The organism is Prosthecobacter sp. (genome assembly GCF_014879935.1).
Classification (GTDB): Bacteria; Verrucomicrobiota; Verrucomicrobiia; order Verrucomicrobiales; family Verrucomicrobiaceae; genus Prosthecobacter.
The window spans coordinates 1-14,646 of record NZ_JACSRD010000262.1; the positions used below are offsets into that span (position 1 = coordinate 1).

16 protein-coding genes are annotated in these 14,646 nt (G+C 60.4%); 6 read left to right on the plus strand and 10 right to left on the minus strand.

Features of this window, described 5'->3' with window-relative positions; all coding sequences use genetic code 11:
- Window positions 1-303 (minus strand): hypothetical protein (locus tag IAE77_RS29130; RefSeq protein WP_294234866.1); only part of this gene is annotated, 303 nt, incomplete at its 3' end.
- A 107-nt stretch (window positions 304-410) separates the two neighbouring features.
- Here IAE77_RS29130 and IAE77_RS29135 point away from each other — a divergent pair.
- The gene (locus tag IAE77_RS29135; RefSeq protein ID WP_294234869.1) at window positions 411-1,625 is read left to right on the plus strand and encodes a DUF5009 domain-containing protein; all 1,215 of its coding nucleotides are present in this window, start codon (window positions 411-413) and stop codon (window positions 1,623-1,625) included.
- Window positions 1,622-2,095, plus strand: a complete 474-nt coding sequence (locus IAE77_RS29140) for a hypothetical protein (RefSeq protein WP_294234872.1) — start codon at window positions 1,622-1,624, stop codon at window positions 2,093-2,095. Before IAE77_RS29135 ends, IAE77_RS29140 begins: the two co-directional genes overlap by 4 nt.
- On the opposite strand, the gene IAE77_RS29145 is transcribed toward IAE77_RS29140, so the two are convergent.
- Window positions 2,034-3,302, minus strand: coding sequence for an NAD(P)/FAD-dependent oxidoreductase (locus IAE77_RS29145; protein WP_294234874.1), 1,269 nt, complete (start codon window positions 3,300-3,302; stop codon window positions 2,034-2,036). The genes IAE77_RS29140 and IAE77_RS29145 overlap by 62 nt on opposite strands.
- Before the next feature lie 73 nt (window positions 3,303-3,375).
- On the opposite strand from IAE77_RS29145, the gene rfbD reads away from it, so the two are divergent.
- Both rfbD and IAE77_RS29155 read left to right on the plus strand, forming a co-directional pair.
- The gene (rfbD, locus tag IAE77_RS29150; protein ID WP_294234877.1) at window positions 3,376-4,254 is read left to right on the plus strand and encodes a dTDP-4-dehydrorhamnose reductase; all 879 of its coding nucleotides are present in this window, start codon (window positions 3,376-3,378) and stop codon (window positions 4,252-4,254) included.
- On the plus strand, window positions 4,251-4,991 hold the full coding sequence (locus tag IAE77_RS29155; RefSeq protein WP_294234880.1) for an RluA family pseudouridine synthase: 741 nt from the start codon (window positions 4,251-4,253) through the stop codon (window positions 4,989-4,991). Before rfbD ends, IAE77_RS29155 begins: the two co-directional genes overlap by 4 nt.
- On the opposite strand, the gene cimA is transcribed toward IAE77_RS29155, so the two are convergent.
- The 8 genes from cimA to dapF all read right to left on the minus strand — a co-directional run bounded on the left by cimA (window position 4,988) and on the right by dapF (window position 12,308).
- Window positions 4,988-6,553: a citramalate synthase gene (cimA, locus tag IAE77_RS29160; RefSeq protein ID WP_294234883.1), complete on the minus strand. Its 1,566-nt coding sequence runs from the start codon at window positions 6,551-6,553 to the stop codon at window positions 4,988-4,990. The two genes, IAE77_RS29155 and cimA, sit on opposite strands and share 4 nt — an antisense overlap.
- A 262-nt stretch (window positions 6,554-6,815) precedes the next feature.
- A complete protein-coding gene (locus IAE77_RS29165; RefSeq protein ID WP_294234886.1) occupies window positions 6,816-7,343 on the minus strand; it encodes a hypothetical protein in 528 nt (175 codons plus the stop codon).
- Between the two features lie 48 nt (window positions 7,344-7,391).
- A complete protein-coding gene (locus tag IAE77_RS29170; protein ID WP_294234889.1) occupies window positions 7,392-8,036 on the minus strand; it encodes a sigma-70 family RNA polymerase sigma factor in 645 nt (214 codons plus the stop codon).
- 55 nt (window positions 8,037-8,091) lie between these two features.
- Complete coding sequence (locus IAE77_RS29175; RefSeq protein WP_294234892.1) at window positions 8,092-8,703, minus strand: NUDIX domain-containing protein; 612 nt, start codon at window positions 8,701-8,703, stop codon at window positions 8,092-8,094.
- Window positions 8,704-8,750: 47 nt separating this feature from the next.
- Entirely contained in the window at window positions 8,751-9,947 is a 1,197-nt protein-coding gene (glp, locus tag IAE77_RS29180) for a gephyrin-like molybdotransferase Glp (protein WP_294234894.1), read from the minus strand.
- Complete coding sequence (locus IAE77_RS29185; protein WP_294234897.1) at window positions 9,944-10,552, minus strand: hypothetical protein; 609 nt, start codon at window positions 10,550-10,552, stop codon at window positions 9,944-9,946. The genes glp and IAE77_RS29185 overlap by 4 nt, the downstream gene beginning before the upstream one ends.
- Window positions 10,553-10,591: 39 nt before the next feature.
- Window positions 10,592-11,473: a 4-hydroxy-tetrahydrodipicolinate synthase gene (dapA, locus tag IAE77_RS29190; RefSeq protein ID WP_294234900.1), complete on the minus strand. Its 882-nt coding sequence runs from the start codon at window positions 11,471-11,473 to the stop codon at window positions 10,592-10,594.
- Window positions 11,474-11,495: 22 nt separating this feature from the next.
- On the minus strand, window positions 11,496-12,308 hold the full coding sequence (dapF, locus tag IAE77_RS29195) for a diaminopimelate epimerase (RefSeq protein WP_294234904.1): 813 nt from the start codon (window positions 12,306-12,308) through the stop codon (window positions 11,496-11,498).
- Window positions 12,309-12,526: 218 nt separating this feature from the next.
- On the opposite strand from dapF, the gene IAE77_RS29200 reads away from it, so the two are divergent.
- Together IAE77_RS29200 and IAE77_RS29205 are read left to right on the plus strand one after the other, a co-directional pair.
- Entirely contained in the window at window positions 12,527-14,164 is a 1,638-nt protein-coding gene (locus tag IAE77_RS29200) for an arylsulfatase (protein WP_294234907.1), read from the plus strand.
- A gap of 58 nt (window positions 14,165-14,222) precedes the next feature.
- Window positions 14,223-14,495, plus strand: a complete 273-nt coding sequence (locus IAE77_RS29205; protein WP_294234909.1) for a hypothetical protein — start codon at window positions 14,223-14,225, stop codon at window positions 14,493-14,495.
- The last annotated feature ends 151 nt before the right edge of the window (window positions 14,496-14,646 follow it).

Genomic DNA, 14,646 nt, shown 5'->3' on the forward strand with positions numbered 1-14,646 from the left:
GAGAAGCTGGAAATGAAGTCGGCGGCGAATGTGAGCCAGCAGCTGAGGCGGCTTGACGTTAAGGCTGCGGTCAAAAAAGTGCCTGAAGAGCTCCGACGCTTTCTGGAAGAAGCCGATGCCCAGAACCCGTGAGCGTCGCCTTTTTGTCAAGCAGTTGAGGTCGTAGCCGTGGCGTGTGAGGCACCCGCCTTTGGCGATGAGGTGCGGACGCTTCAGCCCGTCGTAGGTGGTCTCGATGACGTGGCCGGTGCTGTAGGTGGCCTGGGTGCGGATTGCTGCCAGAGCCGAGCTGAGGGGGGGCATGAGGTCCCATGGCGGTGGCTTGCAGATGTCTTCGCGATTTTGCATTCGTGTGCTGTCCATTGCTCGCCGGATAGCCTCGTCACGTTTGTTGCGTTTTGGTTCCCGCCATGGAACCAACCACTCCCAGCCAACGCCTTCTCTCCCTCGACGCGTTTCGAGGTTTCATCATGCTGCTCATGGCCTCGTCGGGCTTTGGCATCGTGCAGATGGCGGACGCCCATCCGGACTCGTTCTGGGGATTCATCAAGCCTCAGTTCGCGCATCAGGCCTGGCAGGGCTGCTCATTGTGGGACCTGATCCAGCCGAGCTTCATGTTCATGGTCGGCGTGGCGGTGCCGTTTTCGTGCATGAAGCGGCGTGAGCACGGGCAGTCCTTTTTCGGCATGGCCTGGCACGCCCTCACGCGCTCGATCCTGCTGGTGGCTCTTGGTTTGATGCTGGCCACGCATGCCGGGGACAAGCACACCGTGTTTCTCTTCACCAATGTCCTGGCGCAGATCGGCCTCGGCTACTTCTTCCTCTTCGTCCTGTCGCGCATGGGCTGGGAGTACATGGTTTCCGGCATCATTCTGATCCTGGCGGGTTACTCCTGGTTCTTCATCAATCATCCGCTGCCCACGGCGGAGCAAGTCGCGGCGATCGCAGGCATGAAAGGCACAGAAAACGCCCTCCTGCCGGGTTTTGCCGGCCACTGGAGCATTCATTTGAATGCCGCGGCCGAATTCGACCGGTGGTTTCTGAACCAACTGCCGCAGGCCACCCCGTTCCAATTCAATCCTGGCGGCTATCAGACGCTGAACTTCGTCCCGGCGCTGGCCACGATGCTCGGTGGCGCCGTGACAGGGGACTACCTCCTCCGCAGCCTCAGCTCGGACAAGCGCAAGTGCGCCGTGCTGCTCATCTCTGGCATCATCTTCGTTTTGGTGGGCACAGGCATGGATCTGAGGATTCTCCCGGTTGCAGGTGAACAGTTCGGTCATTTGACCGTCATGCCCGTCGTGAAGCGCATCTGGACGCCTTCGTGGGCGGTGCTCAGTGGCGGCTGGGTGCTGATCATGCTCGCCATCTTCTACTGGCTGGTCGAGATCTTGGGCATGCGGCGTGTGGTGTTTCCGCTGGTCGTCGTCGGCATGAACAGCATCACGATCTATCTGCTGCACAGCCTTTCGGCCGGCTGGATTCGCGACCATCTGCACAAACACCTGCCCGACGCGGCCTTTCCGGCCTACTGGACACCGGTGATCGAACGCTGCGGAGTGTTGTTTGTTCTTTGGCTTGTCTGTTTCTGGCTGTATCGGCAGAAAGCGTTCCTCAAACTGTGATCTCCCGTCTCCTGCTCCTCCTCCTGCCTTTGGTCGCTGCCTGTCAGAGCAAGACAGCCGCGGGTGCCGCGCAGACACGCGAATCGGAGCAGGATCAGCGCTTTCACAAGGCCGGGCTCGTCTTGCTAGCCGACCTTCAGCATGCCAGCGCCTGGGAAAAACTCATTCATGCCGACATGGGAGTGCCGAACCGCAAAATCGAGGTGCAGGCAGGTCCGGGCTTCACCACGATCCTCATCAAAGACCTCAACAATCGCGCTGATGCCGAAAGCGTGGCCCAGGAATTCCGCCAGATCGCTGCAAAGCAGCCGGACAAATATGGGGCCACGAATGTCGAGGTGCGCCTCGATCATGCGGCGCAGACGATCAATCCCTTCTCACTGCCCTCGGAGATGAGCCCCGCCACCGTCAATCCTGGATCGGCTCTCCCAACGCTGTCATTACCGCCTCTCCAGCTCGACGGCCGCTGAGCAGCGCTCCGTTGATGGAGACATTTTCGCACCAGTCGCCGCAGCGGTAGAGGCCGGGCTCGATCACCGCCTCCAACGGGCCGCTGCCGAGCCGCATCTGCCGGTTTTCAGGCTGCGCATGGCGGATTTGGTAAGTTCGCAGATGGCGCCACTTTGCCACGACGGTGTCACCAAACCAGCGGCGCATCTGATCACGCACCACCTGTTCCAGTTCCGCGCTGGAGGGCGAACCGAGAACCGAAGTGGAGATCAAGTGTTTGCCTGGAGGCGCATAGTGCGGTGAGACGCGGGAAAGCACGACGGCGTTGTTCACGGGGCCGCGTCCATCGCCGTCGAGGTGCAGAATCGCATCCCCCGGGGGAACATCGTCAGCGGCGAAGTAGAGGCACGTCGTCGAACGGCTCGGCGGCGGTGTGGGGCTGGCCTGGGGAAGGAGCCGCCATGCGGCTTCCTCGCTCGCGGCGACCACGATTTGATCGGCCTTCAGCACCTCTCCGCTGTCCAGCGTCACTTCGCCTGCACGAACGGCTGAAACCGGTGCGTTCAGCCGCAGGCTTCCCGGAGGCAACGCCATGGCGAGCTGTTCCGGGATCGATTGCATGCCCCTGGCCGGCAGGGCGCTGCCGCCGCGGTCGAAGATGGAAAAAAGGAACAGCAGCATCTTGGCGCTCGTGCGCAGATCCTTCTCCAGAAAGATGCCGCCGAAGAACGGCCGGAAGAATTTGTCGATCATCGTCTCCGAGAATCCGAAGTCGCGCAGGTAATCCTCGGTTTCCATGTCCTGCAGCTCGCATGGCGGCTCGCGCATTCCGAAGACTTCCTTGCGCAGCAGCAGCATCGTCCACTTGTCGCGCAGGGGCACCAGCTCATCGCGGAAATTTCTCGCCGCTGTCAGAGGATGCGTTAACGGGTCGGCCAGACGATGGAAGCGATCCTTCACAAACACATCCGCGCCTCGATAGAGCGGACGCAGGTCCAGGTTCTCGTAATCCAGCACGCGGCGTGCCTCGGGGTAGCCCGGGAGGAAGATCTGAAAGCCGCGGTCCAGCAGAAAGCCGTCCACACTGTCGGTCCGTACACGTCCGCCGACGGCGTTGGAAGCCTCAAGGAGGGTGAATTGACGGCCAGCCGCCGCCAGAACACGTGCGCACGCCAGACCTGCAAGGCCGGCACCGACAATCACGATCTTGGGCTGCAAATCACTCATCCGGGAGAAGCGTCTGCATCTTGGGCAAGGCTTTTGGCTTTGCAAGCGCCGGAGCCGTGGCAAAACATGGGACATGTCACCTCCACGCATCCTTGTTCTCGGCTCCAATGGAGGCCTTGGGCGTTGCTTGGAGCGTAAATTTGCCCCGTCCGGCAGCACCACCGCCTGGACCAGGACTGATCTCGATCTGGAGCAGCCGGAAGCCATCGCTGCGAAGCTCTCCGCTCACCCATTCGATGTGCTGATCAATCCCGCCGGCCTCACCAGTCCGGATGTCTGCGAAGTGGAGCCTGAAAAAGCCCGCCTCGCCAATGACGAAGGTCCGCGAGCGCTCGCGGAGGCATGTCACGCGCGTGGGGCGCGCCTGGTCCACTTCAGCACGGATTATGTCTTCAGCGGAAAATCCCATGATCTGTGGCGTGAGCACGATGAAGCGCGCCCGGCGAACATCTACGGCCGCACAAAGCGAGATGGAGAACTGGCCGTGCTCAAGGTGTGTCCAGACGCGCTTGTGGCACGCGTGTCGTGGTTGTTCGGCCCCACCAAAGCCAGTCATCCCGACACAGTCATTCAGCGGGCCTTGGAAACCGAAGATTTGAGTGCTGTTGCCGACAAAACATCGATTCCGACGAGCAATCTCGACGTCTGTGAGTGGATCGAGGGTCTCCTGCAAACTTCTGCCAGCGGTGTGCTGCACCTCTGCAACAGCGGCGTCGCCTCCTGGCATTCCTGGGCCGAGGCAGCACTCAAAATCGCCCGGAAGATCGGCATTCCGGTGAAAACAACGAGCGTGCGGCCGATCCAGCTCGCCGAACTGACGCAGCTCAAGGCACCCCGGCCTTTGCACACCGTGATGAGCAACGAAAAACTGCAGAACTTGCTCGGTCGCGAGATTCGCAACTGGAGCGTGGCACTGGAGGACTATTTGATGGAGAAGCACCGGCCCAGATGAGCACCCCTTCCGAATCGACCCGCTGTGAAGTCCTGCATGAGGACCGGTTTCTCCTCGTGGTGAACAAGCCGCATGGCTTCCTTTCGCATCCGAATCCCCAGAGCGGAAAGCCACAGTCCGCAGCGTTCGAAGGCCGTTATGATGCGGATCGCCGTTGCTTCACCAGCGCTGCTGGCAAAGTCTGGCTGATCCATCGCCTCGATCAGGACACTTCCGGCGTGCTGCTGGCTGCGAAAGATGAGAAAACTGCCGCTGCATGCCGGGAGGCGTTTGAAGCCGAGGCGGTGAGGAAAATCTACCTCGCTCTCTGCGCAGGCGGCGGCTTGAAGCCGGAAGGCGTGTGGCTCGATCACCTCGTCACGGCGCACGAACGCCACCAAGTCCGCACAACTGTCCGTCACGGTCCGAGGCCGAACGCTGAGGCGCACTACCGGCTCCGGGAATACTCGCCTGCACAGCGGCTCTCACTGGTTGAAATCGAGCTCATCACCGGCAAGACCCATCAAATCCGGGTTCAGGCCGCCTCACGTCGCCTGCCACTTGTAGGAGACGACGTTTACGGCTCGTTCGACCTCAACCGGAAACTGCGCCAAAGCATCGGTGCCAGGCGTCTGTTTCTGCACGCGCATGAATTGCGGCTCAAACACCCTGCTTCCGGCCAGATGCTGAACATCAAAGCTCCGCTGCCGCCCGACTTGAGCGGGGTTCTGGCGGCAGCGGGCATGAAGGCGGGTTAAGCCTTCTGCTTGAGCAGAAAATAGCTGATGCCGTCAACCAAGGCACGCCAGCTTGCGTCGATGATGTTGCAGCTCACACCGACGGTGCTCCAATCGTCGTTGCTGTCGGTGCTGGTGATGAGCACGCGGGTTTTGGCCGCGGTGCCGTTGCCGCCATCGATGATGCGCACCTTGTAATCGGCCAGACGCATGTGTTGCAGGGCAGGGAAGAAGGGCAGCAGGGCCTTGCGCAGCGCATTGTCGAGCGCGTTCACAGGGCCATCGCCTTCGGCGACCGTGTAGGCGCGTTCGCCATTGATCTCGATCTTCACGGTGGCTTCGCAGGTCTCAAACCCATGCTCCCCGCCATGGAAACGGTGTGTGGAGTGGTATTCGATGAGGTCGAAGACCGGCTTGTGCTGACCCAGTTGCCTGCGGATGAGCATTTCAAACGAAGCCTCGGCTGCTTCGAACTCATAGCCTTCGCTTTCGAGGCGCTTCACCTCATTGAGGATCGCCTGAACCTCAGGAGCGCCTTTGGCGAACTTGAAGCCCATGCCTTCCGCCTTCACGAGCACGTTCGACTGGCCGGACATGTCCGAGATGGTGATGATGCGCTGGTTGCCGACGAGCGCGGGATCGACGTGCTCGTAGGTGCGGGCAAGCTTCTGCACCGCATGCACGTGCAAGCCGCCTTTGTGGGTGAATGCGGCGAGGCCAACATACGGCGCGCGGATGTCGTGCGGCACGTTGGCCAGTTCATCGACGAAATGAGCGAGGTCGCGCAGGCGCGTGAGGTCGAGGCCGAGATCGATGCCCATCTTGATCTGCAGATTGGGCATGATGGTGGTCAGATTACAGTTCCCCACACGTTCGCCGTAACCGTTGATGGTGCCTTGCACCTGGCAGGCGCCGGCACGAACCGCGGCGAGTGCGTTGGCAACGCCGACGCCACCGTCGTTGTGGGTGTGGATGCCGACCGGCCGGCCGAGATGGGCGATGACCTTGCGTGTGGTTTCCTCGACGAACTCGGGCAAAGCGCCGCCATTGGTCTCGCACAGGACAATGAGGTCCGCTCCGGCGTCTTGCGCGGCCTTGATGGTTTTGAGCGAGTATTCCGGGTTTTCACGGAAGCTGTCGAAGAAGTGCTCGGCATCGTAGAGCACCTCGCGGCCATGCTTCTTCAAGTAGGCCACGGTGTCGGCGATCATTGCCAGATTCTCCTCCAGAGTGACCTGGAAGACTTCGGTGACATGCAGCGCCCAAGTCTTGCCGACGACGGTGACCGCAGGCGTTTTGGCATCGAGCAGCATTTTGACCTGCGGGTCATCCTCGACCTTCATTTTGCCGCGGCGGGTCATGCCAAAGGCGGTGATCTTCGCGTTTTTCCAGGTGCGTTTGGAGGCTTCGTCGAAGAAGGCCGCGTCCTTGGGATTCGAGCCGGGCCAGCCGCCTTCGATATAGTGAACGCCGAATTCATCGAGTTTTTCGGCCACGCGGATCTTGTCGAGCGTGCTGAAGGAGATGCCGGTGCCTTGCGTGCCGTCACGCAGGGTGGTGTCATAGATGGTTACAGGAGGCATGAATCAAAAAAGGAAATGCAGGAAGAAGACAATCCGATGAAAATCGAGGACGCGTGGGGCGTGTCGGTTGTCTTGTCACACGCTCACCAGATCAAAACAAAAACGGACTTCCCCGGCCGCGTCACGCGCTGAGGAGTCCGTCGCTAATTCGGATGATCTGGAGGCTGTTGGCTTGGTTTCCCATGAGCAGCGCCGAGTTTAGGCGCTGCTTTTGATCATGGCAAAGGGAACTTTGAGGCCGACGGCGTCAGTCGCAGTGAGGTCACCTGCCTGCCGCCTCACCTGCCGGGATCACGTTCTCCAGTTTCGGAGTGACCACTCGATTCGCAGTGGCGGGAAGGGGCGAGACCCCGCTTTCGATTACCGGGCGGACTTCAAGATGCTTGCGCAGGATGGACTCCTCCATCTTGGCATTGTTGCGCTCGGTGAAGTTGGCCATCGGCAGATCACTGAGATCCATCTTGGGCACAAAAGGCTTGTCAGGAACCGCTTGAACGGCAGGGACCGGCGGTGCTGCGGTGATGTTCGTGCTGCTGCTGCCACCCGAGAACAACCACACGCCAGCCGCGCAGGCCACGGCGGCTGCACCAGCGAGACTCCATTTCGGCGCGGTCAGATGATTCCACCATGTCATGGTGCGCTCCCACAGCAGTTCCAAGGATGACTGCTTCAGCATTTCCGCCCTCTGGCGCTGATGGAATTCGCGAAGAAAGTCCTCCGCGAATCCTTCTTCCGGTTTCTCGAACCGCTTCAACCGGATCAACCGCTGGATGTTTTCAAACTCGCTCATGGTATTATGATGTGTGTGCTGGTTTGTAATTTGTGAACGGAGCGGGGATTACTTCACAAAGTCTTCAAGGTAGGTCTGTAGGAGGCGATGGGCGTAAAACAGCCTCGATCTCACCGTGCCTTCGGAGACACCTAGAATCTTGCTGATTTCTGCATGCTGGAGGCCCTGTATGTCATACAGAGTCACCACCGTGCGGTGGTCTTCAGACAGCTTCATCATGGCCGCGTTCAACCTTTTCTGCAGCTCATGGATGTTCACCTCCCGGGTGACGCCAGTGTTGGCGGTGGTGATGCGGATGAACTCTGGATCGTTTTCGATGCCCGTATCTACATCGTCAAGACTGACCTTGTGATGCCGGCCGCGCTTCTTGATGAAGTTCAAGGTCATGTTCACCGAGATCGAATAGATCCAGGTGTAAAATGACGACTTTCCCATGAAGCGCTTGATGGAGCGATAGGCCTTGGCGAACACGTCCTGCAGCAGGTCCGCAGTGTCCTCGCGGTTGGACGTCATGTTGTAAATCAAGCCGTAGAGCTTCGGAGTGTATTTGCGCACCAGATCATCAAATGCGCGTGTGTCGCCAGCCTGCGCTCGTTCCACCAGAAGGCGGTCTTCCGCAGCGCTGCTCCCGGGAGCAGGCTCGTTCAGCGAAGCGACGGGGGACGCTGGAGCGCTGAGGGATTGGTCTTGCATTGGCGTGAGCAAAACACTCGTTGTGCGAACAAACAAGCATTTCTTCCCAGGCAGATCATTTCGATTTTTTTTGAACGTCCCACAGATGGTCCACGCAGATCTGTGACCAGGTTTCGAGCTGGTCGCGCATCGCATGTAATTCCTCCAGACTGTGAAATCGTAGATCCTGGATCGCGTCCTCGTTCGATTGTACCTCTTCGCTGCTGAGGTCGAAGAAGTGAACCACACCGAGGTGGACGCTGCCCACCTCGGTGGCGTCGTCGTTGATCAGGCCGATGACTTTTTGGGTGTGGGTGCCGCGGATGACGAGTTCCTCTGCCATCTCCCTTTCGACGCCGTTGTAATACATGGTCTCGCCAAGACCGTCCTGCCCGGCGTCCACAGGGTTGATGTGGCCGCCGATGCCGACGGAACGTTTGGCGACCAGACGCTTCTCCCCTGAACTGCCGCCACGCGTGTAGCTCAGGTAGCGTCCGGCGTGGTGGAAGATGGTGTAGGGGATCAGTTGCTTGTGCGTGGGGTCATTCTCCGCCGCGGGCCTTTCCATGAAGTGATTCGCTCCCGGTGCCAGCATCGCGTGCAGGTAGCGTTGAGCGTCGGATTGGAAACCTTGAAAGCTGCCGAGATCGTCGAAAAGACGGCGGGTGATGACGAGAACGTGTTCCATGAGAAAAAGTCGCGCAGAATGGATGGTCCCGCAGCCGGTGCAACCGATCAATCCAGCAACCACGCCTGTGTTGTGTCGCCAGCCTTGAGGGACTGGCCCGCATCGAGCCTCAGCAGCACGTCCGAACGGCTCAGTGAGAGCAAGGCGTGGCTCTGTTGAAGGCCGAACGGCATGAATCGCCCGCTGGTCAAAGTCCCGCGGAGGTAATGCGGACGATCTCCTTCGTTGATGAGATCAACTCCCGCTGTGACCGGGATCAAACGTGGCAAAACACCCTCCGACGAAGCGCCCATCATCTTCAACAATGCAGGACGCACAAAGAGCATGAACGTCACGAACGATGACACCGGATTGCCAGGCAGGCCAAACAGGTGTGTCGGCCTCGGTTCGTGCTGTGTGGCGAAAAGAAAAGGTTTTCCCGGCTTCACCTTCACGCACCAGAGCTGCGGTTCGATGCCGAGTTGTCTCATAGCCGGCTTGATCTGGTCATGATCGCCGACGGAAACGCCACCGCTAAGCACCACGGCATCATTCTCCGCCATCAGCCGCCGCAGCGTGTTCACGGTGGCCTCCAAGTCGTCGCCGCAATGCACATGGGTGCTCTGGTGGATGCCTGTTTGCGCCAGGAGTGCGCGCAGCATGACGCCGTTGCTGTTGTAGATCTGCCCGGGCTTCAGCGGGGCATCGCCCGGCCGCACAATTTCATCACCAGTGCTCAGGACTGCGACCCTGGGAGGCGTGTGCACCGGTATTTTGGCGAGGCCTTGAGATGAAAGCACCGCCAGCCTGCCTGGGGTGATTCGTTCACCACGGCGAAGCACAAACTGGCCCCGGCAAAGATCGGCGCCGGCACGGCGGATGTTCTCGTTTGCCACAACAGGCTCGGTGCAGGTGATGTGATCGTTGTCGCGGAGAACGTCCTCCTGCATGATCACGGCATCCGCTCCGGCCGGAATGGGCGCACCGGTGAAAATGCGGACGACACAGCCGTTTTCGACGCACAAACCGCGGTCCAGTCCGGCAGGCTGCTCGCCAGTGACCCGCAGTGGGACTCCAGGACTGCTCTCGGCCGCTTTTAATGCATAACCGTCCATCGCTGACATGTCGAAGGCGGGAATCGGTACCGTGGCGACGACATCGCGAGCTGTGAAGTGATCCAGCGTTTCAAATAAAGGTGCGTCGTTCGTCGCCAGTGGCGACACAGCTTCCAGCACACGTGCCAGCGCCTCACTCTCAGAGATCATCGAACGACGGGGAGAAGCTTGCTGAGATCTGGTTCTGGCCCCGCCGGCGCAGGTGATGGCGTGGTGGCTGGAAGTTGCCCCGGCGGAACCGTTGTGGGACTGGGCTGCGCCGGTGTCACGGGCTGAAACGGCGTTCCGAGCGGTGGGATCACGTCGGCCTGCATGATGGGCGTCAGCGGCACCGCAGGCACCTGCGGGGTGTCCGTGGGGGACGCGCCAGGCTGCGCTGCCTGGGCCGGCAGGTCGCCCGGTTTGACTTGGTATAGCACCAGATCGCGAACGTCAGGGCTGCCTTCGACGATGTCGGCAGTGATGTAGTTCCCTTTGCGTTCAGGTGTGACTTTCAACCTGGTTTTCGAGCCATCAGTTTTCTGCGAGATCACTTCCGTCCCGGCAGGGATGTGCAGCCGCTGCTCGCAGTTGATCAGCACGTAGTTTTGTTCGGGATTTACCAGTTCGATGATTCCGACCACCTTGGCCTCGCCGACACGATTGTCCTTGGCAGGCTTTTTCTTGAAGAGCCCGGCGGTCTTGTTGAGAAGCCAGGAGCATTGGCACAAGCCCAGGAGCAAAGGCAGCAGGCAAAAGAGACGGAGGGCACGCATGGCTGAACTGATGCGCATCAGAGCCGGGCTGTCCAGTGGCTAGCCGATGATGCCCAGCTTCTTCAGCGTGGCGGTCAGTTCGTCCACCTTGGCCTTTTCCATGCCCACGAGCGGCAGGCGCAGCTCGTCGGAGCAGTGACCGGCCAGCGCCATCGCCGTTTTGATCGGGATGGGGTTCGTGGCCAGCTTCAGGAAGGCGGCGAAGAGCGGGTAATGCTTCGCGTGGATCGTGTAGGCGGAGGCGTGGTCGCCTTTCAGAGCCAGCTTCACGAGGTCGCTGATCTGCTTCGGAATCAGGTTCGAGGCCACGCTGACGATGCCGCAGCCGCCCACGGAAATGAAGGGCAGAGTGAGGCCATCGTCACCGGAGAGGATTTCGAAGTCGGCAGGCAAAATCTGCTTCATCTGGCTCACACGCTCAGGATTGCCACCGGCTTCCTTGATGGCACGGATGTTTGGGCAGCTCTCGGCGAGACGCACGAGCACATCGAGACCGATCTCGATGCCGCAACGGCCCGGGATGCTGTAAAGCATGATCGGCAGCTTCGTGTTGTCAGCGATGGCCTTGAAATGCTGATACAGACCTTCCGGCGTCGGCTTGTTGTAGTAAGGAGCCACTTGCAGCGATGCGGTCGCGCCTGCGGCCTCGGCTTCCTGGGTCAATTCGATGGCTTCACGGGTCGAATTCGATCCCGTGCCGGCCATGACACCGCCGCGGCCCTTGGCGAACTCCACGCTGAGCTTCACGACACGCGAGTGCTCCTCGTGATCGAGCGTCGGTGACTCACCTGTCGTGCCGCAGGGCACGATGCCCGTGACGCCGTTGTCGAACTGGAAATCGACGAGACGTTTGAGCGCGGCCTCATCAACTTGGCCGTTCTTAAAAGGGGTGACAATGGCGGTGTGGGTTCCAGCGAACATGGGAAAGGAAAGGGCGCGGAGCTTAGAGTTGAACGGTGCCTTGGAAAACGAAATTTGCGGGGCCAAACAGCGTCACGTTCGTGTATTCGGACTTCGAAGGCTCTTCGAAGCCGACTTTCAGCGTGTCGCCGCCCTTTACGAGGACGCTGACGGGGCTGGGGGCTCCGGTGAGTTCGTGGTGGATGAGGGCGCATGCCACCATGCCGGTGCCGCAGGCGAGGGTTTCGCCCTCGACACCGCGTTCGTAGGTGCGGATGGCGATGCTGCCTGGGGCGACGACTTTGGCGAAGTTTGCGTTGGTGCCCTTCGGCTTGAAGGCCTCGTGGTAGCGGAGTCCCGCGCCCCACTCGATCACCGGGACGTGATCGAGGTCATCAACAAACACCACCGCATGAGGAACACCGGTGTTCACGCTCTGAACGGTGAGTTCCGTGCCGGCCACCGGCAGCGTCTGCGCCAGCTTGAGGCTGTGCGGGGCGCTCATGTTGATGCGCACCTGCCCGGCTTCGAACTCGGCGCTGATCATGCCGGCGAGGGTTTCAAAGCGGATCTTCGTGAGCGTGCCACCGTGCAGATGATTCACAAAGCTGCCAAAGCAGCGCGCGCCGTTGCCGCACATCTCCGCCTCGCCGCCGTCGGCGTTGTAGTAGCGCATCTTGAAGTCACCGCCCTCGGTGGCGGGCTCGACGCAGAGCAGGCCGTCGGCCCCGATGCCGCGGTGGCGGTCGCACAGCTTCTCGATCTGCTCCTTGGTGAGGGCCAGCTTGAGGTCGCGATTGTCCAGCATGACGAAGTCATTGCCGGCACCGTTCATTTTGGTGAAGTGGAGGGTCATGGAAAAGGGGGCGGATTGAAAGCGAGGGCCGGGAGGCGGTCAAGCCAGCTTCGAGGGCATCCAATCCAGCCCGGCACCGGCCTTCGGGGCGTTGACGTGGCGGCGTCCGTCGATTTCGGAGGGAATCTGCCGCCCCTCATCCCATGAAGTGTGCTTCGGATAGGTTCAGGCGGATTGCAGGGCGAAAACGCGCCTGCCGCTCTCGCGTTGTCCGGTGCATGAAGCACCTCCTGCTCGCCCTTTCGTCATTCCTCATTCTGCATTCATCATTGGCCGCGGAGCGGCCCAACGTGCTCGTCATCCTCGTCGATGACATGGGCTTCAGCGATCTCGGCTGCTACGGCAGTGAAATCCCGACGCCGAATCTCGATGCGCTGGCGGCGGGCGGTGTGCGCTTCACGCAGTTTTACAACACGGCACGCTGCAGCACCACGCGGGCGGCTTTGATGACCGGTTTGTATCCGCATCAGGCTGGCATGGGCTATCTCGATGGCTTGAAGCTTCCGGAGTCAAAAGGCACGCATGCAAAGCTCGATGACCGCTGCGTGACGATGGCGGAGGTGCTCGGCGCGGCGGGCTATCACACGTCCATCGTCGGAAAATGGCATCTCGGGCAGCAAAATGGCACGCCACCGTGGGAGCGCGGCTTTCAACGCACGGCGACGACGCAGTTTGGCGAGCTGTACTTCCCGAAGGAACGCAGCAAGGATGCCTGCAAGTGGGTTTACCTCGACGGGCGCAAAGTCGCGGCCGATTCGCCAGAGGTCGGCAGCGGCGAGTGGTATTCCACCTTCATGTTCACCGACTGGGCGCTGAAGTTCCTCGATGATGCGAAGGCGAGCGGGAAGCCCTTCTTCCAATACTTCGCGCATGGAGCGCCGCATTTCCCGCTGAAGGCACCGAAGGAAGTGATCGCCAAGTATCGCGGCAAATACAAGATCGGTTGGGACAAGCTCCGCGAGGCTCGACACCAAAAGCAGATCGAACTCGGCATCGTCGATGCGAAATGGCCGCTCGCGCCGCGTCCGGCGGATGTGCCCGCGTGGGATTCACTCAGCGAGGAGGACAAGGATCGCTACGACCTGCTCATGTCGATCTACGCCGCCATGCTCGACTGCGTGGACCAAAGCGTCGGCCGCATGATCGCGGGGCTGAAGGAGCGCGGCCTGTTTGAGAACACGCTCATCTTTTTCATGAGCGACAACGGCGGCAATGCCGAGGGCGGCCCGCGCGGCATCACACAAGGCCCCGATCTCGGCGGACCGGACAGCAGCGTCTTCCTCGGCATGACCTGGGCCACGCTGAACAACACGCCTTTCCGCCGCTACAAGCACTTCACGCACGAAGGCGGCATCAGTTCCCCACTCATCGCCCACTGGCCTGCGGGCATTCCGGCGGCACGAAACGGCAAGCTGGAGCATCAGCCCGCGCATCTCATCGACATCATGGCCACCGCCTGCGATGTGACCGGCGCGGTTTATCCCGGCGAGTTCAAAGGGCACAAGATTTTGCCCGCCGAAGGCCTCTCGCTCATGCCAGCGATCCAGGGCGAGCCGCTCCATCGCGTGAAGCCCATCTTCTGGATGCATGAAGGCAATCGCGCCCTCCGCAGCGGCCCGTGGAAGCTCGTGAAGAAGTTCAAAGGCCCGTGGGAACTCTACCACATCGACGACGACCGCACGGAGCAGCAAGACATCATCACCAAATTCCCCGCCCTGAGCCAGCACCTCATCCGCCAATGGGAAGACTGGGCCGCGAGCACCTTCGTCGATGAATGGATCGGCGACGTCCGCAACGACTGGGGCGAGGAACATCGCCGCGAAGGCGCGGGGAAGAAGAATGGCAAAGGCAAATGACCCGTCTGACCGCAATCCTCTCCTTGCGCCATTTTGCCGTTCCGAATATAATCCAACCATGAGCTTCGCTGACATTGCAGCCCAGGCATCCATGCTGCCCCTCGCGGAAAGAGTCGAGCTGACTCGCTATCTGACCGCGTTGGAGACAGAAGACGAACTGCGGTGCTTCTATCCCAGCGCATGCGCTCCATGGATGCCGGGAACTCGATTTCTCTGGAGGCATTCAAACAGAGGCATGCGCAGCTCGAAAAGTTTGGGCTGCAAAAATCAGCACTGCTTGAGTGTGAAAGACGCCATATTTGAGCCGTCATTTGCCGTTTATGAACTTTGAATTCAATTGTCCTTATTGCACTCAGGCGATAACTGCAACGGAAGCAGACACCGGCCTGTTAGTTATTTGCCCACACTGCAACAAACGTGAAGGAGTGTATCCGAGCAGGAGGCGGAGGCAAGACTCGTTTAGCTGGAGGCGCGTGGCGCGC